Below are 24,324 nucleotides of genomic sequence, written 5' to 3' on the forward strand. Positions count from 1 at the left end.
TGTATGCTCCTATTCTATATATAGAGTTCAGTTTACAATTATATACAATAAATGCGTTATAGTCTATGAAAGTTACATTTTTGTACGTATTTACCAGTTGTTTTTTCACAAAATCGGTCTAAAGCATGATGATAATATGTATAGTTATTTGCTATGATAAAAGAGTAGTAGAATGTAGGTAATTGTAAAGGGAAGGCTGAAAGGGGACAAATTTCAGCGGAGAAAGAGGTAGAGGTAGTGAAGAAATTCTTTGTAGGATTTTTAGTTGTTCTTGGGGTATATTTATATTTCCAAGGAAAGTCTGAAGGAATGGATAAGCTAGTGAATGGAACAAGCTATGTTGATTCAGAAGAAGCAAAACAGATGAAACAAATCATTATAGAGGAAGCGAAGAAAGTAAATCTTCCGGAATGGATACCTCTTGCAATTGCTGAGCATGAAAGTCGATTAAATCCAAGAAGTGTTGGAGATAATGGAACTTCATTCGGATTGTTTCAACTACACCGCGGCGGCGGGCTTGCACCAGAACATTTAACTGATGATGAGCTAAAAGATCCACGTACAAATGCACAAATTGCAATGCCGCATTTAATGAAAGGATATAAGCGTGGGGTGCAAAAAGGTTTGACTGATTTTGCATTACTGAAATATATAGCGAATACATCTGGATGGCCAGGGAATTTAGGGCCAGAGTGGACGGATAATAACATGAAGTATAACATCGGATTAGAAGATGTGTACTATCGAAATAAAGGTGTAATAAAAGAGTAGGTTTTGATACCTACTCTATTTTTTTTGATAATCGTGTCATTTTGTGAAATACTCCGCTAGTTGTATTTTTACGTCTTCTAGTTTTGTAGAAACTTGCGGTATTTTATATCCTACATACAGCGGTGAAACGACAAACCTAGGAACAACTTTACAAATAATTTTTCCATTTAAGTAATAGAAGAATAAGTTATAACTACTGCATCCTTTATGAAAATCTATCAGTATGTAACGTACAGTTTGCTGAATGTAATTTGCCATTTCATCTATATATGAAATATTATCAATGATTATATTGAATTCAGTGAAGCCAATAATGGGACGCTCTGAAATATTAAGCTCAATGCGTTCATTTTTTTGAACAATTACTCCTTGGAAATTTTCCTCTTTAATATTTTCAAGATAATCTACATATTTCATTCCGATAATTTGCATGTGTGCATGATGCAAACTTCCACCTGAAAATGGACCGTGATTTTTATATAAAATCACAGATGCGAACTCTTCGTTCTTCTGTACGTGTAACCAATGTTGAATAGAAAATTGCATTAATTTTCTCATATGTTCTTCTGTATATGTTGCGATATGATCTTCGCAATTATCGGTTTCGATTAACACTGTTTGAAATGTATCTTGTAATGTAGGAAATTTATTTTTTAACCAAATAATAGAACCATCAGTTGCTAAAATATCCGTTAATTGTTCTTTATCGCAAAATGGACATGCAGCGCTTCTATTCCGAATACTTTCTGGTTTTTGTTTACCGATATCGTTTAAAAAATATAGTTGTTGTGTATCCATTTGTATATATGCCCCTTTAAAATATGTGTAAAAATCCCGCTTAATACATTCGGGAAAAGGAGAAGGAAATCCTCTAAAGGAATAGGGGAAAAATAAAAGACAAGATATCCTCATTATGATAGGGTACCTTGTCTTTTATTTTTTCTCTAATAGTGTGTATGGATAATATAGAACATTTTCATTATTTTTCTTTTTTCTCTTTTTTATTGTGTATAAGGTAATTGCTGTGCTTGCAATTATAATAATGGCTTTCTTCATATTCATATACCCCTTTTTATTGTTGGTTTAATTCTTGGCTAACTGCTTTTGCATCGACTAAAGCGTGTAAAATCATTTTCACCATGTTCATCATATTTCTTCACTCCTTTTTATAGTTCATTTAGTTCTTTTACAACTGCTTGTCCGTTCACTAATACCTCAAAGATTGCTTTTACGATTTCTTTCATCATGTTTGTTTCCTCCTTTTGTTTGTCTCGCTTGTTTACATCTTTATTGTATAGGGAGGCATCTTTTCGTACTATCGCTTTCCATTACGTGAACATAACAGTTTTGTAAGATTTGATGTCACTTATTGAAATGTTTAGTCTATCTTCATTATTTTCAGAAAAATGACTATTCAAACATGAAATTGGAAAGTATAATAAAGAAGTAAGTATTAAATTCCGTACGAAAGGGGTGAATGAGATGAAACGTTCTTTAGCTGCGCGTGCCAAATTTTTAGATTTTATTTATTTTTGTCGTGCGATTTTTCATGATGTAGTTGTTAACGGGATACGTATGCCCTTTTTTAACAATTGCATAGTGACTATTGAACGATAGAAATCTCTCCACCCATTTTTAATAAACGTGTGAAAAGGGAGCTATTTGGCTTCCTTTTTCTATGCCGAAAACCATGGGGAATGTTTCTTTCTCATGGTTTTTTATATTGAAAGGAGTACGGAAAATGACTATTTGTAGTGTAAATAATGTAATGAAATCTTTTGGTGGAAACATCATATTTGAAAATATATCGCTTGAAATAAAGAATGGTGAACGTGTTGGGTTAGTTGGTCGTAACGGTAGTGGGAAGACAACAATCTTTGGACTTCTAACGGGAAAGGAGAGTTTGGATGCAGGAGCCATCCATATGAAGAAAGGTACACGTATTGGTCATGTCGCACAAATTCCGAAGTTTGATGAGGTCATGAATGTATATGATGTATTGAGTTCCGCTTTTAAAGTAGAAAAGGAATTAGAAAAAGAAATGCATGCTCTAGAAAAAAATATGGCGGAGGAGCAGGAACAATCTTCATTGCAAAAGCTAATGGAGAGGTACGGAGTCATTCAAGAAAAATTTGCATTTCTCGGTGGTTATGAAATAGAGGCAAATATAATGAAGGTAGCAAATGGCTTACAAGTAACAGACTTATTTCCAAGAGTATTTACGGAATTAAGTGGAGGAGAACAGACGAAAGTAAGCCTTGCATATATGCTATTGCAGAAACCAGATTTACTTCTATTAGATGAACCAACAAATCATTTAGATTTGTTTGCAGTTGAATGGTTAGAGAAATTTTTAAAAGAATATACTGGAACAGTTATGGTTATTTCACACGATCGCTATTTCCTTGATGAAGTTGTAACGAAAATTTTTGATTTGGAAGATGGAGAGATTCACGTGTACCATACGAATTATTCTCAGTTCGTCGAGGAGAAGGAAGAAAGATTACTTCAAGAGTTTCAAGCTTATCAAGAGCAGCAAAAGAAAATAAAGAAAATGAAAGAAGCAATTAAGCGTCTACGTGAATGGGCAAATCAAGCGAACCCTCCGAATGAAGGATTGCATAAAAGAGCGAGAAATATGGAACGTGCGTTAGAACGTATAGAGAAATTAAAGAGGCCAATTTTAGAACGAAAACAGATGGGTCTTCAGTTTGAAGGGCAAGAGAGAAGCGGGAAAGATGTTGTTGTAATGAAAGAAGTGAGTAAAGGTTTTGCTGGACGACCTTTATTTGAACAAGCGAATTTACATGTTCGTTTTCAAGAGCGTGCGGCTATCGTTGGTCGTAATGGTACAGGAAAGACTACATTATTAAAACTACTATTAGAAGAAATAAATCCAGACGTTGGTGAAATTCGAATTGGTAGTAGTGTCAAAATTGGTTATTTATCACAGCATACGTATGGAAATGTGAAGAGTAATGTATTGGAAGCGTTTAGAGAGTATGTAGCTGTAACAGAAGGAGAAGCAAGACATATATTGGCTAAGTTTTTATTTTATGGTCCAGCAGTATTTAAGAAAGTAACGCAACTGAGCGGTGGAGAAAAAATGAGGTTAAGACTTGCGCAACTTATGTATCAAGACATCAATTTTCTAATTCTAGATGAGCCGACAAACCATCTTGATATTGAATCAAGGGAAGTTTTAGAGGAAGCCCTTGAGCAATATAATGGAACAATCCTAGCTGTTTCACATGATCGTTATTTTTTAAATAAGTTATTTGAAAAGACGTACTGGATTGATGAATGTAAATTATTTGAGTTTGCAGGAAACTATGCATGGGCTCGTCAAAAGTGGGAGGAAAAGCTTGAGAAGCAAGTAATAAAGCAGAAACGCCAAGGGAGAAAAAGTGTTGAAACGGTTCCTGTAAAAGAGAAAGAAGCTAGGAATCTTGAAGAGATTGAAAATGAGTTAATGCATGTAGAAGAAGATATATATGCAATAGAATGTGAAATGGAACATGTAGCTGATGTTGAAAGACTTGAAAAATTATATGAGGAAAAAACGAAGAAAGAGTTGTTACGAGCGAAGTTATATAGTGAGTTAGAGAATATTGTGGAGTAAAGAGTAGAAAGCCACTTCCTTTCAGTTTTGTTGGAGGAAGTGGCTTTTTCATAATGATATTTTGCTTTAAAGATTAAATGAAGCGATGTGTTTCACGTGAAACAGTAACTTAGATAAATCCGTGTTCCTCAATTTGCATAGTTTGTGAAACATATGAAAATGATAAGGTGAAAAAGAAATGTCATTAGTGGCTTTTCGATAGGAGTAATTACAAAAACAAAGGCTGATTATTTCCCGAGAGATAAAGTGAGGGCTTTTACGGGCAGCCCGACTCCGACCTAACTTCTTTTGCTTTTGCTGAATTTTGAGGTGGGGTTCTTACTGCCCGGCAAATAGCGGGATAAATATGTATAAAAGAGACTAGTGAATGAAAACGAAAAGAGAGCAAAGTTACAGCTTTACGCGCTGAACCCTGCTCTCTTTTTGTGTGGCATCTTCTCTCGTTGAAATTATAATAGCGATCCCGAGCATGATAAAAAAAGCTAAAAAGAGGACGAACTTTGGGAAGAACGGGAATAGTAATAGCGCTCCGACTATCATAATTGTTAATAATACGTAGTGCAGGACGTATTGGAATAGGTTGTCCATATTTTCGCCCCCTTTTTGGTAATTGGTTATTAGTATTCTATGTTTCATGTTGAAGGAATAGAAGTAGATTTTTAAGTTTTTTAATACGAATTATAGCTGAGTTTTCTTAAAGTATAAATGTAGAGTGATAATTTTGGAAAAATTCTAAAAATATTTATTTAGAAAGAATTGACAAAACATAATGAACGATATAAGCTAATAACCATAAAGTCTACCGGAAAGGTCGGAATAAGATTGTTACCCCTCAAAAACATCTATTTTTTTACGATTAAAACCGACTTTTCCGATTGGCTATAAATGTTGCTGTGGGAGGCATACATAAGGTAATTCGTTCAGAGGGTATAATCATAAAAAGTTAGGGTGGGGACAATGAAGAAAAAGACAAAAAAATGGGCTGGTGTATTTTCGGTATTAATGAGTAGTTCGCTTGTGTTGTCTGCTTGTGGGGGACAGGAGGACGCGGCTTCTACAGAGCCGGTTAAACAGCAGGATTTAAAAAATGTGAAAATTGAAAAGATCGCTGCGACAGATAAAACGAAAGTGCCAGACAAAGCGAAGAATAGAAAAGATACGTTAGTAGTTGGTATTAGTAAGCCAGGCGGCGTATTTTTGCCATACTTCCAACAAAATGGTTGGGATGGAAACGTAACTTCAGTTATTTTTGCATCTCTCGTATCAACCGATAAACAAGGGAAACCAATTCCAGAATTAGCTGAGAAGTGGGACGTTTCTTCTGATCAGTTAACATATACATTCCATTTACGTAAAGATTTGAAATTTAGTGATGGATCGCCATTAACGGCGGATGATGTAGCTTTCACATTGACGCTTTTACATGATAAGGCATATGAAGGTGAAGTAGATATCTCTCAATATGCGGTTAAAGGTGGTAAAGAATATAAGGAAGGAAAAGCAACTTCAATTGAAGGTATTCAAGTTGTTGATCCACAAACAATTAAAATTACAACTGAAAAAGTGAATTCACAAGCTATATTTGTTTTAGGAGGTACAGTACTATCAAAAGCTTATTATGGAAAAGATTATAAGCAAAATACAAGCTTAGATTACTTAAAAGATTTATATGGAAAGCCATTAGCTGCGGGTCCATATAAATTTGAAAAGTATATTCCAGGTCAAGAAGTTCGTTTTGTAGCAAACGAAAATTATTATGCGGGTAAACCAAAAATTCAAAACTTCATTTATAAAATTACTTCTGGTGATACGAAGCTTCAGTTATTCCAAACAGGAGAAGTTGACCATACTGGCTTAGGTACTGGTGATGAGGTTCTTGAACAGGCTAAGGCTTTAGAATTCGCCAATATCCAAATCGAAACAGCACCGTCATTTAGTTATATTTATATGAATAATAATAAGCCTTACTTAAAGGATAAAAAGGTTCGCCAAGCACTTATTTACGGATTAGACCGCAAAAAATATGTTGATACAGCGTTAAAAGGATACGGTACAGTAGCCAATGTACCAATTCATCCAACTTCTTGGGCTTATACGGAAGAAGGAGTTAATAAATACGAATACGATAAAGAAAAAGCGAAAAAATTATTAGATGAAGCAGGGTGGAAAGTTGGTTCGGATGGAATTCGTGAAAAAGATGGTCAAAAATTAAAACTTTCTTATTTCGGTCCAAGTTCGGCTAAAGATAGTGATTTATTAATTCCGATTGCGAAAGAGAATTATAAAGAAATAGGTGTAGAGTTTAATCCTGAATTTATGGACTTTAATACGATGCTTTCTAAGGTAAACAAAGGGGATTATGATTTAGCTTCTGTTTCGACACCGATTACAAGTGATCCGAGTGAAACAGCTGGTGAATATTTGTCTACTGCAAATGAAACTAGTCTTGGTTATAAGAATGCAAAAGTAGATGAGCTAATTCAAAAAGGTATTGAAACTGTAGATATCGAAAAGCGTAAACCTATTTATAAAGAATTGTATAAAGAATTAAGTGATGATCCACCAGTAATTCTATTAAACTACCGTAGAACAATTACTGGTTATAACGGGAATATAAAAGGAATTGATCCTGAAAAGTACAACAGTATTAGTGCAAACTTACCAGTATTATCATTTGAAAAATAACGATAAGAATGTATAAGTAGAAGACATTTTTTCATTCGGTTAGTAATGTGCCGCTTTGAAAAAATGTTCTTCTATTTTAAGCATAAGATTGGAGAGAAAAAGGGTGAAAACATATATTGTTCGTAGGTTGTTACAAATGATTCCTACACTGCTTGGTACATCAATTATTATCTTCGTCCTGTTCGCACTTCTTCCTGGGGATTATATTGATTCAAACCCGAAAATTACACCGGAAAGAGCAGCTGAACTGAGGGAGTTATATGGGTTGAACAAACCAATTGTTGAGCGTTATTTTCATTGGTTAGGTAATGTATTGCAAGGGGACTTTGGCTTCTCGCTTCAATATCAAGAGCCTGTAACGTCATTATTAAATAAATTTATTTGGAATTCTTTTAGTGTAGCAATTATTGCATTGTTTTTTATTTGGCTAATTGCACTTATTATCGGTGTATTCTCGGCGACGAAGCAACATTCTTTATTCGATAAACTTGTAACAATCGGTGTTTTTGCAGCAATGTCATTCCCTTCATTCTTTATCGGTTTGTTTTTAATTAAGGTGTTTGCGGTTGACTTTAAGTTATTACCGATAGGTGGAATGATTGATGTTGGCAGTAATTCAACAGGATTTGCTTACGTGATAGAAGTTGCAAAACATATGATTTTACCAGTATTTATTTTGACACTTCTTGGGGTCGGCTCGCTAACTCGTTATTTTAGAACAAGTATGTTAGAGGTTGTAAGACAAGATTACATACGAACAGCAAGAGCGAAAGGTTTGAAGGAGAAGACGGTTATTTATAAGCATGCATTAAAAAATGCAATTTTACCGGCAATTACGTTATTAGCATTTGAATTACCTGGATTGTTTTCTGGGGCAATTATTATTGAACAAATTTTTAACTGGCCAGGGATTGGTAATATTCAATTAGAAGCATTAAATTTCCGTGACTATACAGTATTGATGGCATTTACGATGTTTCTTTCTTGTTTAACAATCGTTTCAAACTTTTTAGCAGATATCGTATATGCAGTTGTTGATCCAAGAATTCGGTTGAAGTAAGGGGGGAAAGAAATGGAGACTGTTACAGTAATTACAGAAAAAAAAGAAAAAAAGAGAAGAAATGAATCATCACCATGGCGACAAGCTTTTAAAAAGATAAAGAAAAATAAGATGGCACTTGTAGGGTTTTATGCATTAATTTTTATGTTTTTATTTTGTTTTATCGGTCCGTTCTTTTCTCCATATGCATCAGGAAAAATACAAGTTGCGCTCATTAACAAACCACCTAGTTTTTCTCATTGGCTTGGTACAGATCAATTAGGAAGAGATATTTTAACAAGGCTTATGCAAGCGGGACGTATTTCATTAACCATTGGTTTAGCTTCAATGGTTTTATCGGTTATACTTGGAGCTTTATTAGGAGCGATTGCAGGTTTTTATCGTGGTATTGTGGACAATATTATTATGCGACTTGCAGATATTTTAATGTCGATGCCAGGATTACCGTTACTTATTATAATGGGTGCGATTTTATCAGAGTGGAAAGTACCGTCTGATTATCGTTTGTATGTCATTATGATTATTTTAAGTTTAGTAGGTTGGCCAGGGCTTGCACGCCTTGTAAGAGGGCAAATTTTATCACTTAGGGAGCAAGCATTTATGCAAGCTGCGGATGTGTTAGGAATAAAAGATTACCGGAAAATTATATATCACTTAATACCTAATGTTTTACCTATTTTAATTGTCGTATCTACATTAGGTGTTGCAGGTTCTATTTTGGGAGAATCCGCACTAAGTTACTTAGGTCTTGGAGTCGTTCCACCTACACCATCATGGGGGAACATGATTAGCGCAGCTAACTCATTAATCGATTTCCAAAAGCGTCCATGGTTATGGATTCCGCCTGGTTTTGCAATCTTTATAACAGTTGTATCAATTAATTTACTTGGTGATGCACTTCGTGATGCATTAGATCCAAAGATGAGACGGTAGGTGAGGAGATATGAGTAAAGCGGTAGTAGAGCTGAAAGATTTACAAACACACTTTCAGACAGAAGAAGGGACAGTAAAAGCTGTGAATCATGTTAGTTTTTCTGTTCGAGAAGGTGAAACTGTTTGTGTTGTAGGTGAATCTGGTTGCGGAAAAAGTGTAACGGCGTTATCTATTATGGGACTTATTGCTGAATCAGGCAGTGTAGTAGGTGGAGATATTTTATATGAAGGAAAAAGTCTTTTAGGAATGAAAGAGAAAGAGCTTCGTAGTTTACGAGGGAATGATATTGCGATGATTTTCCAAGAACCGATGACATCGCTAAACCCCGTCTTCACTGTAGGAGAGCAAATTGTAGAAACGTTAAGGGAGCATGAATTACTTAGTAAAAATGAAGCATATAAGAAGGCAATTGAGTTAATTCGTAAAGTTGGCATAGCCCGCGCTGATGAAATCGTCCATTCTTATCCGCATGAACTGAGCGGCGGGATGTTACAACGTATTATGATTGCTGTTGCACTTAGTTGTAATCCTAAGTTATTAATTGCGGATGAACCAACAACAGCTCTTGATGTTACCATTCAGGCTCAAATATTGGATCTACTAAGACAAGTGAAAGAAGAATTTAAAACGTCGATTTTATTAATTACACATGACTTAGGTGTCGTAGCGGAAATGGCTGATTATGTTGTCGTTATGTATGGCGGGAAAGTTATCGAAGAAGCCCCAGTACTAGAGATATTCCAAAATCCAAAACATCCTTATACGAAAGGATTATTGAAATCAAAACCAGTAATGGGAAAACGAATAGATAAACTATATTCTATTCCAGGGCAAGTTCCGAATTTAGTTGGTTTAGGTGAGTTTTGCTACTTTAGTGGGCGTTGTGAGCATTGTATGGAAATATGTGAAAAAGAAGCCCCAAATCTAAATGTAAATGATGAAAATCATAAAGTAGCTTGCTGGCTATATGAGGAGCGTGCGGAACAATGAGTGAACCATTATTAGAGGTGAAAAATCTAAAGACATATTTTCCAATTAAGGGTGGCGTATTTAGTAGAACAATTGGGCATGTAAAAGCGGTTGATGGAGTAAGTTTTACTATTAATAAAGGTGAAGTGTTTGGTCTCGTTGGCGAATCAGGGAGCGGAAAAACAACAATAGGAAAAACAATTTTACGCCTCGTTCAAAAAACGGAGGGAGAAGTGAAGTTTAAAGGGAAAGATGTTCATTCTTTATCCAAGGATGAATTAAGAAAACATCGCCCTAATATGCAGCTCGTTTTCCAAGATCCATTTAGCTCATTAAATCCGAGAATGAGAATTGGAGAAGCGCTTGGAGAGCCAATGTTGGCCCACGGATTAGCGACGAAAGAAAATGTTCGTGAAAAGGTAATTGAAGTATTGGAGTTATGTGGGTTAGCTCCTTATCATATTGACCGGTATCCCCATGAGTTTTCTGGTGGACAACGTCAGCGTATCGTAATCGCAAGAGCTATGGTATTAAATCCGGAATTTATTGTAGCTGATGAACCTGTGGCGGCACTAGATGTATCTATCCAAGCACAAATTATTAATTTATTTAGTGAGTTACAAGAGAAAAAGGGATTATCTTATTTATTCATTTCGCATGATTTAAGTGTAGTAGAACATTTATGTACGAAAATCGGAATTATGTATTTAGGTACGATTGTGGAGACAGCACCGCGTGATGAGTTATTTACCAATCCGCTACATCCTTATACGAAAGCATTGTTATCAGCTGTTCCAATACCAGATCCAACAGTGAAGCGAGAGCGAATTATACTAGAAGGGGATATTCCAAGTCCAGCAAATCCACCTTCGGGCTGTCGTTTTCATACACGTTGCCCATTTGCGACGGATGTTTGTAAAAAAATAGTACCAGAATTCCGTAATGTTGGTGCAGAGCATTTTGTTGCTTGTCATCACGTATAAAAAAGGACTCTTTCAAATTGAAAGAGTCCTTTTTTTATTTAATAGATGAAGTTTGTTTCAATACAAATTGCTCGATTGCGTGAGCAACACCATGTTCATTGTTTGTTAGTGTTACAACATCACATAGCTTTTTTACATCTTCTTCAGCGTTGCCCATTGCAACAGATAAGCCTGCTACTTCTAACATCGGTACATCATTAAAATTATCACCAATAGCAACTGTATCTTCAATAGGGATATTAAAATGAGCTGCCATCTGCTGTATCCCGTTTCCTTTATGTCCATTCTTATCCATAATTTCTAAGTTAGTAGGAGCCGATGCTGTAACCATAATATCAGCATCTTCTTGTAATATACTTAATAGTTGTGCGCGATGCGCTGCATTAAACGTTAAAATGAAGAATTTAGATATTTCTAGTTCTTGGTTATTTACAACATCTTCTATTTTTTTGAAATCAGTAATTAGGTTCGATTTCTTTTGCTTTTCTGTAATTCGTTCAAGTTCCTCTAATGTAACATCAAGCGCATGCTTATTTTCTTCGAATGCTTGCATCACTTGATCTTGCCATGTATATGGAGAATAAACTCCTTTATTCGTATATAGCTTATATGGGAAACCTTCAGATTCTAGTAATTTTGCAAGTTTGTAAACTTTGTCGTTTTGTATACAACGCGAGTTAATTACTTTTCCATCCACATAAACAATAGCCCCATTGCTTGCTCCGACTGGAAGAGATAATTTATATTCTTCCAATAGCTTTAAAGCATCCTCTTTCGCACGACCAGAACAGATCATTACAATATGACCAGCTTCTTGTGCAGTTTGGATTGCTTGTAGGTTTTCTTTGGAGATTTCAAGATTAGATGATAGTAGTGTACCATCCATATCTAATGCGATTAATTTCAAAATGACCACCTCTTTGTTTTTATTATACATAGTTATATAGAGGAAACATATAAACTTATCTTGGAAAGACGGTATTTTATCTCATATTAAAAGTAAGTAAAGATTAGATAGGTTTAGTGTCACTAAATAAACGATTTGTAACAAAAATAGAGAGGAATATGACGACATTTCACTTTATGACTGTAATGTTACACGAATGTTACAAATGTGAACTGAGTGAAAAACGCATTAAATAAAGGTTTTTGAGGGTTATTATAAAAAAACGTAAAAAAAGTGTAATAAATTTTACGTAATTATATTGCAACGTAATAATAGTTATGTTACATTAATGTTACAAACGTTACGTTATCAAATTTAATGTAACGTTAACATAAAAACTATGAAATAAACATTTCTTAGAAATTACATATAGATAACTTATAAAAAGGGAGGATAAATGATATGAAAGAGCAAGTATTACAAGTAACAAAAGGTGATTTCGTAGGATCAGCAAGTGGAGCGGTAGTATTAACAGCATTAATCGTATTTCTATCAAGCGTATTAGTATAATAGAAGCTTTGTAACAAAAGAAAAGGAAGGGAGAATGAAAGGTATGAAAGAGCAAGTATTACAAGTAACAAAAGGTGACTTCGTAGGATCAGCAAGTGGAGCAGTAGTATTAACAGCGTTAATCGTATTTCTATCAAGCGTATTAGTATAATAGAAGCTTTGTAACAAAAGAAAAGGAAGGGAGAATGAAAGATATGAAAGAGCAAGTATTACAAGTAACAAAAGGTGACTTCGTAGGATCAGCAAGTGGAGCGGTAGTATTAACAGCATTAATCGTATTTTTATCAAGTGTATTAGTATAATAGAAGTTTTAAATCAAACAAAAAAGGAAGGAGAATGAGGGATATGAACAGTGAACAAGTGTTTCAAGTAACAAAAACAGATTTATTAGGATCCTTAGGTGGAGCGGTAATATTAACATCATTTATTCTATTCCTTGCAAATGTATTAGTATGAGATATATAAATACAATCATTCAAAAAAAATAAAGACTCTAACGTATTAGTAGGTAGTTAATATGTTGGAGTCTTTTTTATATTCTTCTTATATCCCCTCAAGTATTAAAGTTACCTCATTATCCAGCATGCATGGCTAATTAAACGTTGCGGTTGAAACTTGATTCAACGAATAATCAAAAATCCACTGAATAAAATCCCGCTTTATTTCAAAGAGAAAAAAGTCGAATTTTATATGTAAGAAAAAAAGAGGAATTTGACAGAAAAGATAGAAAATTTTAAAGGTCAGAATTTGTTAGCTTGCTAACTAATTTCTATTAATTAACGTTGGAAGCGTTTTCGGTTGGTTTTAAGTATGGACCATTTAATCTATTTACAGGGGGATGAAGATATTATGAAACAAAAATCTATGGATACGCTAGCTGCACAAATGGAGGACTTTTTTCCAGTACGTGATGTAGATCATTTGGAATTTTACGTAGGGAATGCAAAGCAATCGAGTTATTATCTTGCGAGAGCGTTCGGATTCAAAATTGTGGCTTACTCTGGATTAGAAACTGGAAACCGTGAAAAGGTATCTTATGTTCTTGTGCAAAAAAATATGCGTTTCGTTGTGTCTGGAGCTTTAAGTAGTGAAAATCGTATTGCAGAGTTTGTAAAGACTCATGGTGATGGCGTGAAGGATGTGGCACTACTTGTTGATGATGTTGATAAAGCATACTCAGAAGCAGTGAAACGTGGTGCCGTCGCAATTGCTCCACCGCAGGAATTAACAGATGAGGACGGTACATTGAAAAAAGCAGTTATTGGTACGTATGGTGATACAATTCATACGCTTGTAGAGCGTAAAAATTATAAAGGGGCATTTATGCCAGGATTCCAAAAGGTAGAATTTAATATTCCATTTGAAGAGTCTGGTTTAATTGCTGTTGATCATGTAGTTGGTAATGTTGAAAAAATGGAAGAGTGGGTTAGTTATTACGAGAATGTTATGGGCTTTAAACAAATGATTCATTTTGATGATGACGATATTAGTACAGAGTATTCGGCGTTAATGTCGAAAGTTATGACGAATGGAAGTCGTATTAAGTTTCCTATTAACGAACCAGCAGATGGAAAGAGAAAGTCACAAATTCAAGAGTATCTAGAATTCTATAATGGAGCTGGTGTACAACATCTTGCTTTATTAACAAGTGATATTGTTAAAACAGTTGAAGCGCTTCGTGCAAATGGGGTGGAGTTTTTAGATACACCTGATACTTATTATGATGAGTTAACTGCACGAGTTGGAAAAATCGATGAAGAAATTGATAAGTTAAAAGAATTAAAGATTTTAGTAGATCGTGATGATGAAGGTTACTTACTACAAATCTTTACGAAACCAATTGTAGATCGCCCGACTTTATTTATTGAAATCATTCAACGTAAAGGTTCTCGTGGATTTGGTGAAGGAAACTTTAAAGCGTTATTCGAATCAATTGAAAGAGAACAAGAGCGTCGCGGAAACTTATAAGATTTGTATCCACCAGCAAAAGTCCCTTTGCTGGTGGAAATTTCATTTTTATAAGGAGGAATCAGGATGAAATTTGTTACATTTCGTCTTCCTTCAAAAGAACTACGGGCTGGATGGCTTGAAGGTGACAAAGTAATAGATATGAATCTTGCTAGTGAAGGGAAAATCCCTTCTTCTATGATTGCTTTTTTAGAGAAAGCGGATGAGTATGTAGAGGTAGTGCGGAATATTAAGAATCCAAATAAGGGTATATATGCTTTAGAAGAAGTACAATTGACAGCTGCTCTTCCTAATCCGAGTAGTATTCGAGATTTTTACGCATTTGAACAACATGTAAAAACAGCTCGCGGACGAAGAGGATTAGATGTTGTGCCTGAATGGTATGATATTCCGGTTTTTTATTTTACTAATCATCGTGCTGTAATTGGTTCCAGTGATTTTGTAATTGGTCCGAAAAAGTCTAAAAAGCTTGATTATGAGTTGGAGATTGCTTGCGTAATAGGAAGAGAAGGGCGAAATATTTCTCGTGAGCAAGCAGAGGAATATATTTTTGGTTATTGTATTATGAACGACTGGAGTGCGAGAGACTTACAAGCAACAGAAATGAAAGTAGGTCTCGGTCCAGCGAAAGGAAAAGACTTTGCAACTTCTTTAGGAGCACATCTTGTTACGAAAGAGGAATTAGACGTTTATCGTAATGGTGATAGATATAATTTAGAAATGACTGCTCATGTAAATGGAAAACTATTATCAAAAGGAAACTTCCAAGATATTTACTATACATTTGCTGAAATGATTGAACGTGCTTCAGAGGACGTTACGTTATATCCAGGAGATGTGATTGGTTCTGGGACAGTAGGAACAGGATGTATTTTAGAACTGGGTACAGAAGAGTGGCTACAAGATGGAGATGTTGTAGAACTGTCGATTACTGGTTTAGGTACACTACGTAATACGATCAAAAAAGAAAAGGAAGCGGGTGATGGGCATGTTTTATCGTCACATGGGAGAACTACCTCATAAACGACATGTACAATTTCGTAAAAAAGATGGATCGCTTTATCGTGAACAGGTAATGGGAACAAAAGGTTTTTCTGGTACGCAGTCTATTTTGTATCATCATTATATGCCCACAGAAGTAGGTCATTCTGCATTATCGCATTCTTGTCAGTTGCAGTATGAAGAGGATGTTGCTCTTTCTCATCGCCACTTTCGAACGAAAGAAAGTAAAAAAAGTGGTGATGCAATAAGTGGACGGAATTTCATACTTGGAAATGAAGATTTATTAATTGGAGTAGTGAGTCCAACAGAAAAAATGGATTATTTCTATCGTAATGGTGATGGCGACGAAATGTTATTTGTTCATTATGGAACAGGGAAAATTGAAACGATGTTTGGAACGATTCACTATAGAAAAGGCGACTATGTAACGATTCCAATTGGAACGATTTATCGTGTTATTCCAGATGAAGGAGAGACTAAGTTTCTTGTTGTAGAGGCGAATAGCCAAATTACAACGCCGCGTCGTTATCGAAATGAATACGGACAATTGTTAGAGCATAGTCCGTTTTGTGAAAGAGATCTTCGTGGTCCAGAAAAATTAGAGACATATGATGAAAAAGGCGAGTTTGTCGTAATGACAAAATCAAGAGGCTATATGCATAAACATGTTTTAGGACACCACCCGTTAGATGTTGTGGGATGGGATGGCTATTTATATCCGTGGGTATTTAATGTAGAGGATTTTGAACCAATTACAGGGCGCATTCATCAGCCACCGCCAGTACATCAAACATTTGAAGGACATAATTTTGTTATTTGCTCTTTCGTACCACGTTTATACGATTATCATCCAGAGTCAATTCCGGCACCATATTATCATAGTAATGTTAATAGTGATGAAGTTCTTTACTATGTAGAAGGAAACTTTATGAGTCGCAAAGGTGTGGAAGAAGGTTCTATTACACTTCATCCGAGCGGGATTCCCCATGGACCGCATCCGGGGAAAACAGAGGCAAGTATAGGGAAGAAAGAGACGCTTGAATTAGCTGTTATGATAGACACATTCCGTCCGCTTCGTATTGTAAAACAAGCACATGAAACAGAAGATGAAAAGTATATGTATAGCTGGATTGAACAAGGTTCATATACTGTGAAATAAGTAAAAAAGGCATGCTCTCAATAAGGGGGCATGCCTTTTTCACGGAATCGACATGTATAATAATACCAAAAAAATAATGGGAAGATATATAGAAAGAATAATAAGGATTGTGCATATTCAGAAGAATTTCTACTTGTTTCGACAAAAGTATTGACTAGGAAAAGCGTAATGAGTAAAATAAAAAAGCGAATTAAAAATTTTCAGAAAATTTAAAAATTGGAGGAGTGAAAGATGAAGCAAATTTTTCAAAAGAAGCCAATTGCAAAGTTAATGCAAGAAAGTAAGCAAAAAACGTTAGCAAGAACATTGGGCGCGCTAGATTTAACTATGCTTGGAATCGGAGCAATTGTTGGAACTGGTATTTTTGTTCTAACGGGTGTTGTGGCAGCGAAACATTCTGGGCCAGCTATTATATTATCATTTGCGATTGCCGCTCTAGCTTGTGCCTTTGCTGCATTTTGTTATGCTGAATTTGCTTCTTCAGTTCCTGTCTCGGGCAGTGTGTATACGTATACATACGCGACGATGGGAGAAGTATTCGCATTTTTAATTGGCTGGGACTTAATGCTGGAATATTTACTTGCTACATCTGCTGTAGCGAACGGTTGGTCTGCATATTTTCAATCTTTATTAAAGGGGTTTGGAATTCATATTCCGACTATTCTCTCCTCGGCTCCTGGTACAGGTAAGGGTGGAATAATTGATCTACCTGCAGTTCTAATTATTTTAGTGATGACAGTTCTTTTATCTAGGGGTGTTCGTGAAAGTGCACGAGTAAATAACATTATGGTATTTATTAAAATAGCAGTTGTTCTTATTTTTATCTTTGCTGGTTTTAATTATGTGAAACCTGAAAACTGGACGCCTTTTATGCCATTTGGTTTAGATGGTGTAATGGCTGGAGCGGCTACAGTATTCTTCGCATTTATAGGATTTGATGCAGTTTCAACAGCGGCAGAAGAAGTGAAACGTCCGCAACGTGATTTACCAATTGGTATTATTGCATCGTTATTAATTTGTACAGTTCTTTATATCGTTGTTTCGCTTATTTTGACAGGAATTGTTCCATACGGACAGCTAAATATATCAGATCCAGTTGCTTTTGCACTTCAATTTATTGGACAAGATGGTTTAGCGGGGGTAATTTCAGTAGGAGCAATTACAGGAATTACAACAGTAATGCTAGTTATGATGTATGGACAAGTTCGTGTTTCTTATGCGATGAGTCGAGATGGTTTACTACCGAAGCGTCTTGCTAAAGTTCATCCGAAATTTAAAACGCCATTTTTAAATACATGGACAACGGGAATTATTGCGGCACTGATTTCAGGATTAATAGATTTAAATGTTTTAGCACATCTTGTAAATATGGGGACATTGTCAGCATTTGCACTCGTAGCTGTTGCGGTAATCGTAATGAGAAGAACACATCCAGACTTACCAAGGGCATTTAAGGCTCCGCTTGTACCATTTTTACCAGCATTAACAGTGATCTTCTGTTTATACTTAATGCTTCAATTATCAGGGACAGCATGGATTAGTTTTGGGATATGGATGGTTATTGGTATAGCGGTTTACTTTTTATATAGCCGAAAACATAGTGCTTTAAATAATAGTAAAAAAGAAGAAGATGTTGCAAATTTATAAGCGAAAAAATCCATTCTAATTCTGTTAGAATGGATTTTTTTTATTTGAAAATTTACATTTTTTTGAACTTATTATAAGATAATTGTTGGCTAACTAAAGGGGTGAAATGATGAAAAATACGTGGCGTGAGTTAAGGGAGATGGACCGTAACGTATGGATTCGATTTATTGGAGAGACGTTAAATGGAATTGCAATGATGATGTTAATGCCTTTTTTTGCATTATATTTAAAAGATAAGGTAGATTCGTTGTTGGAAGTTGGGGTTATTATGGCGCTTTCTCCAATTACTGCAAGTTTTGGATCACTTATAGGAGGGAGAATTGCTGACATATATGGAAGAAAGCCTATTATGATATTTTCTATGGCAAGTAATGCATTATTAATGCTCGGTTTTCTATTTATAGAAGGATTTATTCCATATGCAATTTTATCTATTTTTTTAGGGTTGAGTAATTCTTTATTTCATCCAGCTGCATCAGCTATGGTCGCGGATGTAACGGCACCAGAAAAAAGAACAGAGGCATATGGTTTATTACGAATGGGACACAATATAGGTGCTGCGATTGGTCCGATAATGGGAGCATCAGTAGTTGTGTTGTCAAAGAACCTTGTGTTTATTATTGCCTCTTCTACAATGCTATTTTATGCGTTACTTGTATTACTTCTTATTCAAGAGACGATGCCAAAAAGGACAGATAAGGAAGAACATAAAGAAAAGGAAGCTGGGACAGTTTGGAAAATTGTAATGCGAGATAAGGTATTAATGATTTACTTATTAGCAGGCATTATCATTTCGATGGGGTTTTCTCAAACCGAAGGCATGTTGCCACTACATTTTGATAATGAAATGAAGCATATTTTTGGAACGAATAATCCATATCCATATTTAATGGCGTTAAACGGACTATTAGTTGTTTTATTCCAGTTTCAAATTTCAAAATGGGCTACGGATAAACCGGTCGGGAAGACGATGTTATATGGTGCATGTTTATTCGGGATTGGATTATTTTTTATAGGGTGGTTACCGAAGTGGTTTGGAGAATTTAATACAAATGCTACAATTATTTTAATAACACTACTGTTCGTTTATGCTTTATATACGTTAGGTGAAATGATTATGTCGCCTGTACAGATGACATTTGTAGCAAATTTGGCCCCTGAGCATTTGAGAGGGACTTATATGGGAGCTGCAAGTTTGCAGTGGATTACAGGAAGCGCATTTGGTCCACTTTTGGGCGGTTTTTTATTAGATCGATTACTTGGTCACTTTCTATTTACAATTTTAGCTGTAGGATGTGTAGTTGCAGGTATTGTATATGTTTCTTTAGATCGCCTTGTTGAGCAAAGGCAAAAAGACACACTAACCAAACAATCTTCTTAGTGAATAGATGACATACACAAAAAAGGGGATTTCTACATATTTTAGGTACATAACTAGATTAGATTGCCATTTTATTTTGTGTAGCTATATAGAAAATGAAATGAAAAACCAATAAGTGATGTTATTTAATTATTTATGGAAGTTACATTTTATTTCAAATAGGAACTACCTATTTTTATAAAAAGTGCTAAAATAGAAAAATGAAAACAATTGGTTAGGGTGATTTCATTGACGAAAATTAAATTAGGTTTATTATATGGTGGAAAATCAGCTGAGCATCAAGTTTCGCTACAGACGGCTCTTGCTGCTATTAAAGCGTTAAATCAAGATAAATTCGAGATTCATCCAATTTATATTACAGAACAAGGTCAATGGGTACGTGGTGAGCGTATTGAAGGCGAAGTAACAGATGTTGAAGCTTTAAAAATGAGCGGTGCAGAAAATGCGATTTCTCCGTTATCATTAAGTACAGAAATTATCCCATCTGCAGCTTCTGAGGAGAACGCTATTGACGTTATTTTCCCATTACTACATGGACCAAACGGTGAAGATGGAACGGTTCAAGGACTATTAGAATTAATGAATATCCCTTATGTAGGAAATGGTGTTCTAGCATCATCTGCTGGTATGGATAAAGTTGTTATGAAAAACATCTTTGCAGAGGCTGGTTTAAAACAAGCAAAATATGCATCCTTCATTCGTAGTGCATGGGAAAAAAATCGTGAGGAAGCTTATTCTAAAGTAGAAGATAAGTTAGGATATCCTTGCTTCGTAAAACCAGCGAACCTTGGTTCAAGTGTTGGTATTAATAAGTGTAAAAATCGTGAAGAACTTGAGGATGCATTTGTAGAGGCATTCCAATTTGATCGCAAAATTATTGTAGAAGAAAATATTGTAGGTCGTGAAGTAGAAGTTGGGGTACTAGGTAATGATGAGCCGAAATGTTCAGTTGTAGGTGAAATCGTTCCGAAAAAGGACTTCTATGATTATAAGTCGAAATATATCGATGGTGATACGGCGCTAATTATTCCAGCTGAAATGACAGAAGAAGAATCTAATGTAATTAAGCGTGATGCGATTATTGCATTCCAATCATTAGACGGTGCAGGTTTAACGCGAGCTGATTTCTTCTTAACGAAAGATGGAGAAGTGTATATTAACGAAGTAAACACAATGCCAGGATTTACACCGTTCAGTATGTTCCCTCTATTATGGCAACATACTGGGTTACCGTATCCAGAATTAATCGAAGAGCTAATTCGTTTAGCGATTGAACGTCACGAAGAAAAACAAAAAATTAAATATACAATCTAACAAAAAAGGAGGAAGCACTATTCATAGGAATAGTGCTTCCTCTATGTAAGGAGCGTTTATATATGATAAAGCGAATGTTAAAGCAAGTGGAACAGATGGTAAATGGTACTGAATTAGCAGAGCAATATGAGGGAATTACTATTCAAGGCGTGTCTATTGATACGAGAAAAATTGAAAAAGGAAACTTGTATGTTCCGATTCAAGGGGAGCGCTTCGATGGACATGCTTTTGTAGATAAAGCTGTTGAAAATGGAGCTGTGGCTACATTATGGATGAAAGATGTAGCGAATCCACCTGAGAATCTTCCGGTTATTTTTGTAGAAGACACGCTATCGGCATTGCAAATGTTAGCGAAAAACTATCGCGATCAATTGGATGTTAAAGTTGTAGGTGTAACGGGTAGTAACGGTAAAACATCTACGAAAGATATTGTAACAAGTCTTCTTGCGACTAAATTCAAAGTGCAAAAAACAGAAGGGAACTTCAATAACCATATCGGATTACCTCTTACCATTTTAAACTTAGAAGAAAATACAGAAGTAGCAGTATTAGAGATGGGTATGTCAAGCCGAGGCGAAATTGAATTCTTATCTAAGTTAGCTCGTCCTAATGCAGCTATCATTACAAATATTGGTGAGGCACATTTAATGGATTTAGGATCTCGTGAGGCAATTGCTGAAGCGAAATTAGAAATTGTTACAGGATTACAAGAAGGTGGCGTGTTCGTATATAACGGAGATGAGCCTTTATTAACGAATCGTGTTCCTGGAATGAATTTAGCAGCAGAAACGGTTACGTTTGGTGATGCAAGAGCAAACGATTATTATCCCACGACTGTAACATTACAAGCAACTGGGACACATTTCAAAATGAATAGAGATGAAAATATTTCATTCTACTTACCGGTGTTAGGAAAACATAATGTGTATAATACACTTGCTTCAATGGCAATTGCGAAACATTTTGGTGTAACGTGGGAAGAGATGAAAGAAGGTTTAGTAACACTTCAAATGACGGGCATGCGTATGGAAATTGTGAAAACAAATAGTGGTTTAACAATTATCAACGATGCTTATAATGCAAGCCCGACGGCTATGGAAGCAGCATTCCATTTAATGAATGGTTTAGATGGTTTTGCTAAAAAAATCGTTGTGCTCGGTGATATGTTAGAACTTGGAGATCAAGAAGTACAGTTCCATTATGAGGTAGGAAAATTAATCGATCCAGCAAAAATCTCACATGTATTCACATACGGTAGATTAGGGGCTCAAATTGCTGAAGGAGCAAAAATTAATTTCCCTAATGAACGTGTAAAGGCGTATGATAATAAAGAAGAGTTAGTAAAAGATTTACAAGCAGTAGTCGATGTGAAAGATGTTGTATTAATAAAAGCATCTCGCGGTATGAAATTAGAAGAAGTAATTACGATGTTGAAATAATTGGTGTATATAAATAGGGATGATAGTTACGAAAATAGAAGAAACTTATAATAAGCGCTTACAGTAAATATAAAAAAATAAAAGTGAAGAAAAAAACTCTGAATATGAAAATAAGGTAACAGTTGGGTTTGCTTTTTACACATACAAAACTTATAATTGATAAAGTGTAATAACGTTTAGAAGTATTTTCGTGAAGAATATACGCCCGTTTATATACGTGAGCATTCAGGAAAAGGGCTTTTCCGCAAATTCGGAAAACGCCTTTTTTTAAATGATAAGTATAGGATAGAAAAGGAGAAGTAACATTGACAACATTTCGAGAATTAGGATTAAGTGATTCTTTACTGCAATCTGTTGAAAGTATGGGCTTTGAAGAGGCTACACCAATTCAAGCTGAAACAATTCCACATGCATTGCAAGGTAAAGATATTATTGGGCAAGCGCAAACAGGTACAGGGAAAACAGCAGCATTCGGATTACCACTATTAGATAAAGTGGATACACATAAAGAATCGGTTCAAGGTATTGTTATCGCGCCAACGCGTGAATTAGCAATTCAAGTTGGAGAAGAATTATACAAAATTGGTAAGCATAAACGCGTTCGTATTTTACCGATTTATGGTGGTCAAGATATTAACCGCCAAATTCGTGCTCTAAAAAAACACCCACACATTATTGTTGGTACGCCGGGTCGTATTTTAGATCATATTAACCGTAAAACACTTCGTCTGCAAAACGTAGAGACAGTTGTTCTTGACGAAGCGGATGAAATGTTAAACATGGGCTTCATTGAAGACATTGAAGCAATTTTAACAGATGTGCCAGAAACACATCAAACATTACTATTCTCAGCGACAATGCCGGATCCAATCCGCCGTATTGCTGAGCGTTTCATGACTGAGCCTCAACACATTAAAGTAAAAGCAAAAGAAGTAACAATGCCAAACATTCAGCAGTTCTATTTAGAAGTGCAAGAAAAGAAAAAGTTTGACGTGTTAACACGCTTATTAGATATTCAATCTCCAGAGCTTGCAATCGTATTTGGTCGTACAAAGCGTCGTGTTGATGAATTATCAGAAGCATTAAACTTACGTGGTTATGCTGCAGAAGGTATTCACGGTGATTTAACTCAGGCGAAACGTATGTCTGTATTACGTAAATTTAAAGAAGGTTCTATTGAAGTTCTTGTTGCAACAGACGTTGCTGCGCGTGGTCTTGATATTTCAGGCGTAACGCACGTATATAACTTCGATATTCCACAAGATCCAGAATCATACGTTCACCGTATCGGTCGTACTGGTCGTGCAGGTAAAAAAGGTATTGCAATGCTATTTGTAACACCACGTGAATCAGGACAATTAAAAAATATCGAGCGTACAACAAAACGTAAAATGGACCGTATGGATGCACCGACACTTGACGAGGCATTAGAAGGTCAACAACGTTTAATCGCTGAAAAGCTTCAAAGCACAATTGAAAATGAAAACTTAGCATACTACAAGCGTATTGCAGAAGAAATGTTAGAAGAAAATGACTCTGTAACAGTAGTAGCTGCTGCTTTAAAAATGATGACTAAAGAGCCGGATACAACTCCGATCGCTTTAACATCAGAACCACCTGTTGTTTCAAGAGGCGGCGGTTCTAAAAAACGCGGCGGTAACGGAGGCGGATACCGTGATGGTAACCGTAATCGTAGTCGTGATGGACGCGGCGGTGGCGATGGACGTAATCGTGACCGTAACCGTGATGGACGTAATCGTGACGGAAACCGTGATCGCAATCGTGATGGTAACCGCGATCGTAATCGTGATGGTGGTAGTCGTGGTCGTAGAGGTGAAGGCCAAGGTCGCCCTGGTTCTTCAAATGGACGCGGCGAAAGAAAACATCATAGCCGTCCACAAGCTTAATAAAAAAAAGAGAATGCCCTTTGCGGG

24 protein-coding genes are annotated in these 24,324 nt (G+C 35.7%); 20 read left to right on the forward strand and 4 right to left on the reverse strand.

Features of this window, described 5'->3' with window-relative positions:
- The first annotated feature begins 237 nt into the window (after nucleotides 1-237).
- Complete coding sequence (locus GD442_RS01195) at nucleotides 238-771, forward strand: transglycosylase SLT domain-containing protein (RefSeq protein WP_000713249.1); 534 nt, start codon at nucleotides 238-240, stop codon at nucleotides 769-771.
- Nucleotides 772-807: 36 nt separating this feature from the next.
- Here GD442_RS01195 and GD442_RS01200 read toward each other — a convergent pair whose 3' ends face one another.
- The gene (locus GD442_RS01200) at nucleotides 808-1,569 is read right to left on the reverse strand and encodes a DUF4931 domain-containing protein (protein ID WP_000381028.1); all 762 of its coding nucleotides are present in this window, start codon (nucleotides 1,567-1,569) and stop codon (nucleotides 808-810) included.
- 135 nt (nucleotides 1,570-1,704) lie between these two features.
- The gene (locus GD442_RS01205) at nucleotides 1,705-1,833 is read right to left on the reverse strand and encodes a hypothetical protein (RefSeq protein WP_002023099.1); all 129 of its coding nucleotides are present in this window, start codon (nucleotides 1,831-1,833) and stop codon (nucleotides 1,705-1,707) included.
- Nucleotides 1,834-2,253: 420 nt separating this feature from the next.
- Between GD442_RS01205 and GD442_RS27985 the strand changes: the two genes are divergently transcribed.
- Both GD442_RS27985 and abc-f read left to right on the forward strand, forming a co-directional pair.
- Nucleotides 2,254-2,388, forward strand: a complete 135-nt coding sequence (locus GD442_RS27985; RefSeq protein WP_000830643.1) for an RAxF-45 family protein — start codon at nucleotides 2,254-2,256, stop codon at nucleotides 2,386-2,388.
- Between the two features lie 73 nt (nucleotides 2,389-2,461).
- The gene (gene abc-f, locus GD442_RS01210; RefSeq protein ID WP_140348544.1) at nucleotides 2,462-4,393 is read left to right on the forward strand and encodes a ribosomal protection-like ABC-F family protein; all 1,932 of its coding nucleotides are present in this window, start codon (nucleotides 2,462-2,464) and stop codon (nucleotides 4,391-4,393) included.
- A gap of 390 nt (nucleotides 4,394-4,783) precedes the next feature.
- Here the strand turns inward: abc-f and GD442_RS01215 are convergent, their stop codons facing one another.
- On the reverse strand, nucleotides 4,784-4,981 hold the full coding sequence (locus GD442_RS01215) for a hypothetical protein (RefSeq protein WP_000369254.1): 198 nt from the start codon (nucleotides 4,979-4,981) through the stop codon (nucleotides 4,784-4,786).
- A gap of 369 nt (nucleotides 4,982-5,350) precedes the next feature.
- Between GD442_RS01215 and GD442_RS01220 the strand changes: the two genes are divergently transcribed.
- The 5 genes from GD442_RS01220 to GD442_RS01240 all read left to right on the forward strand — a co-directional run bounded on the left by GD442_RS01220 (nucleotide 5,351) and on the right by GD442_RS01240 (nucleotide 11,024).
- On the forward strand, nucleotides 5,351-7,078 hold the full coding sequence (locus GD442_RS01220; protein WP_000730692.1) for an ABC transporter substrate-binding protein: 1,728 nt from the start codon (nucleotides 5,351-5,353) through the stop codon (nucleotides 7,076-7,078).
- A 103-nt stretch (nucleotides 7,079-7,181) separates the two neighbouring features.
- The gene (locus GD442_RS01225) at nucleotides 7,182-8,138 is read left to right on the forward strand and encodes an ABC transporter permease (RefSeq protein ID WP_134207903.1); all 957 of its coding nucleotides are present in this window, start codon (nucleotides 7,182-7,184) and stop codon (nucleotides 8,136-8,138) included.
- A 12-nt stretch (nucleotides 8,139-8,150) separates the two neighbouring features.
- Nucleotides 8,151-9,071, forward strand: a complete 921-nt coding sequence (gene opp4C, locus GD442_RS01230) for an oligopeptide ABC transporter permease (RefSeq protein ID WP_000451077.1) — start codon at nucleotides 8,151-8,153, stop codon at nucleotides 9,069-9,071.
- Between the two features lie 10 nt (nucleotides 9,072-9,081).
- Complete coding sequence (locus tag GD442_RS01235) at nucleotides 9,082-10,062, forward strand: ABC transporter ATP-binding protein (protein WP_000030789.1); 981 nt, start codon at nucleotides 9,082-9,084, stop codon at nucleotides 10,060-10,062.
- Nucleotides 10,059-11,024 (forward strand): ABC transporter ATP-binding protein, encoded by a 966-nt coding sequence (locus GD442_RS01240; protein WP_001294518.1) that lies wholly within the window; start codon nucleotides 10,059-10,061, stop codon nucleotides 11,022-11,024. The genes GD442_RS01235 and GD442_RS01240 overlap by 4 nt, the downstream gene beginning before the upstream one ends.
- Nucleotides 11,025-11,058: 34 nt before the next feature.
- Here the strand turns inward: GD442_RS01240 and GD442_RS01245 are convergent, their stop codons facing one another.
- Nucleotides 11,059-11,931, reverse strand: coding sequence for a Cof-type HAD-IIB family hydrolase (locus tag GD442_RS01245; protein ID WP_000766420.1), 873 nt, complete (start codon nucleotides 11,929-11,931; stop codon nucleotides 11,059-11,061).
- 441 nt (nucleotides 11,932-12,372) lie between these two features.
- Here GD442_RS01245 and GD442_RS01250 point away from each other — a divergent pair, with 441 nt between their 5' ends.
- The 12 genes from GD442_RS01250 (at nucleotide 12,373) to cshA (ending at nucleotide 24,297) form a co-directional block, all read left to right on the forward strand.
- Nucleotides 12,373-12,480: a DUF3948 family protein gene (locus GD442_RS01250; protein ID WP_000664237.1), complete on the forward strand. Its 108-nt coding sequence runs from the start codon at nucleotides 12,373-12,375 to the stop codon at nucleotides 12,478-12,480.
- A gap of 43 nt (nucleotides 12,481-12,523) precedes the next feature.
- Nucleotides 12,524-12,631 carry a DUF3948 family protein gene (locus tag GD442_RS01255; protein ID WP_000664237.1) on the forward strand — a complete coding sequence of 36 codons (108 nt, stop codon included), beginning with the start codon at nucleotides 12,524-12,526 and terminating at the stop codon, nucleotides 12,629-12,631.
- Between the two features lie 34 nt (nucleotides 12,632-12,665).
- On the forward strand, nucleotides 12,666-12,782 hold the full coding sequence (locus GD442_RS01260; RefSeq protein ID WP_000654250.1) for a DUF3948 family protein: 117 nt from the start codon (nucleotides 12,666-12,668) through the stop codon (nucleotides 12,780-12,782).
- Nucleotides 12,783-12,825: 43 nt separating this feature from the next.
- On the forward strand, nucleotides 12,826-12,936 hold the full coding sequence (locus GD442_RS01265) for a DUF3948 family protein (protein WP_001083690.1): 111 nt from the start codon (nucleotides 12,826-12,828) through the stop codon (nucleotides 12,934-12,936).
- 393 nt (nucleotides 12,937-13,329) lie between these two features.
- The gene (gene hppD / locus GD442_RS01270; RefSeq protein ID WP_000810922.1) at nucleotides 13,330-14,448 is read left to right on the forward strand and encodes a 4-hydroxyphenylpyruvate dioxygenase; all 1,119 of its coding nucleotides are present in this window, start codon (nucleotides 13,330-13,332) and stop codon (nucleotides 14,446-14,448) included.
- A 66-nt stretch (nucleotides 14,449-14,514) separates the two neighbouring features.
- Nucleotides 14,515-15,471 carry a fumarylacetoacetate hydrolase family protein gene (locus GD442_RS01275; RefSeq protein WP_000674004.1) on the forward strand — a complete coding sequence of 319 codons (957 nt, stop codon included), beginning with the start codon at nucleotides 14,515-14,517 and terminating at the stop codon, nucleotides 15,469-15,471.
- Nucleotides 15,437-16,609 carry a homogentisate 1,2-dioxygenase gene (locus GD442_RS01280; RefSeq protein ID WP_013141710.1) on the forward strand — a complete coding sequence of 391 codons (1,173 nt, stop codon included), beginning with the start codon at nucleotides 15,437-15,439 and terminating at the stop codon, nucleotides 16,607-16,609. Before GD442_RS01275 ends, GD442_RS01280 begins: the two co-directional genes overlap by 35 nt.
- A 231-nt stretch (nucleotides 16,610-16,840) precedes the next feature.
- On the forward strand, nucleotides 16,841-18,256 hold the full coding sequence (gene bcaP, locus GD442_RS01285) for a branched-chain amino acid transporter BcaP (RefSeq protein ID WP_000809361.1): 1,416 nt from the start codon (nucleotides 16,841-16,843) through the stop codon (nucleotides 18,254-18,256).
- Between the two features lie 109 nt (nucleotides 18,257-18,365).
- The gene (locus GD442_RS01290; RefSeq protein ID WP_130055608.1) at nucleotides 18,366-19,637 is read left to right on the forward strand and encodes an MDR family MFS transporter; all 1,272 of its coding nucleotides are present in this window, start codon (nucleotides 18,366-18,368) and stop codon (nucleotides 19,635-19,637) included.
- Nucleotides 19,638-19,865: 228 nt separating this feature from the next.
- Nucleotides 19,866-20,951, forward strand: coding sequence for a D-alanine--D-alanine ligase (locus tag GD442_RS01295; protein WP_000161427.1), 1,086 nt, complete (start codon nucleotides 19,866-19,868; stop codon nucleotides 20,949-20,951).
- 62 nt (nucleotides 20,952-21,013) lie between these two features.
- A complete protein-coding gene (gene murF / locus GD442_RS01300; RefSeq protein WP_000595957.1) occupies nucleotides 21,014-22,390 on the forward strand; it encodes a UDP-N-acetylmuramoyl-tripeptide--D-alanyl-D-alanine ligase in 1,377 nt (458 codons plus the stop codon).
- A gap of 305 nt (nucleotides 22,391-22,695) precedes the next feature.
- Entirely contained in the window at nucleotides 22,696-24,297 is a 1,602-nt protein-coding gene (gene cshA, locus GD442_RS01305; RefSeq protein WP_000206592.1) for a degradosome RNA helicase CshA, read from the forward strand.
- The last annotated feature ends 27 nt before the right edge of the window (nucleotides 24,298-24,324 follow it).

It is taken from the genome of Bacillus sp. A260, from assembly GCF_009861435.1.
GTDB lineage: Bacteria > Bacillota > Bacilli > Bacillales > Bacillaceae_G > Bacillus_A > Bacillus_A cereus.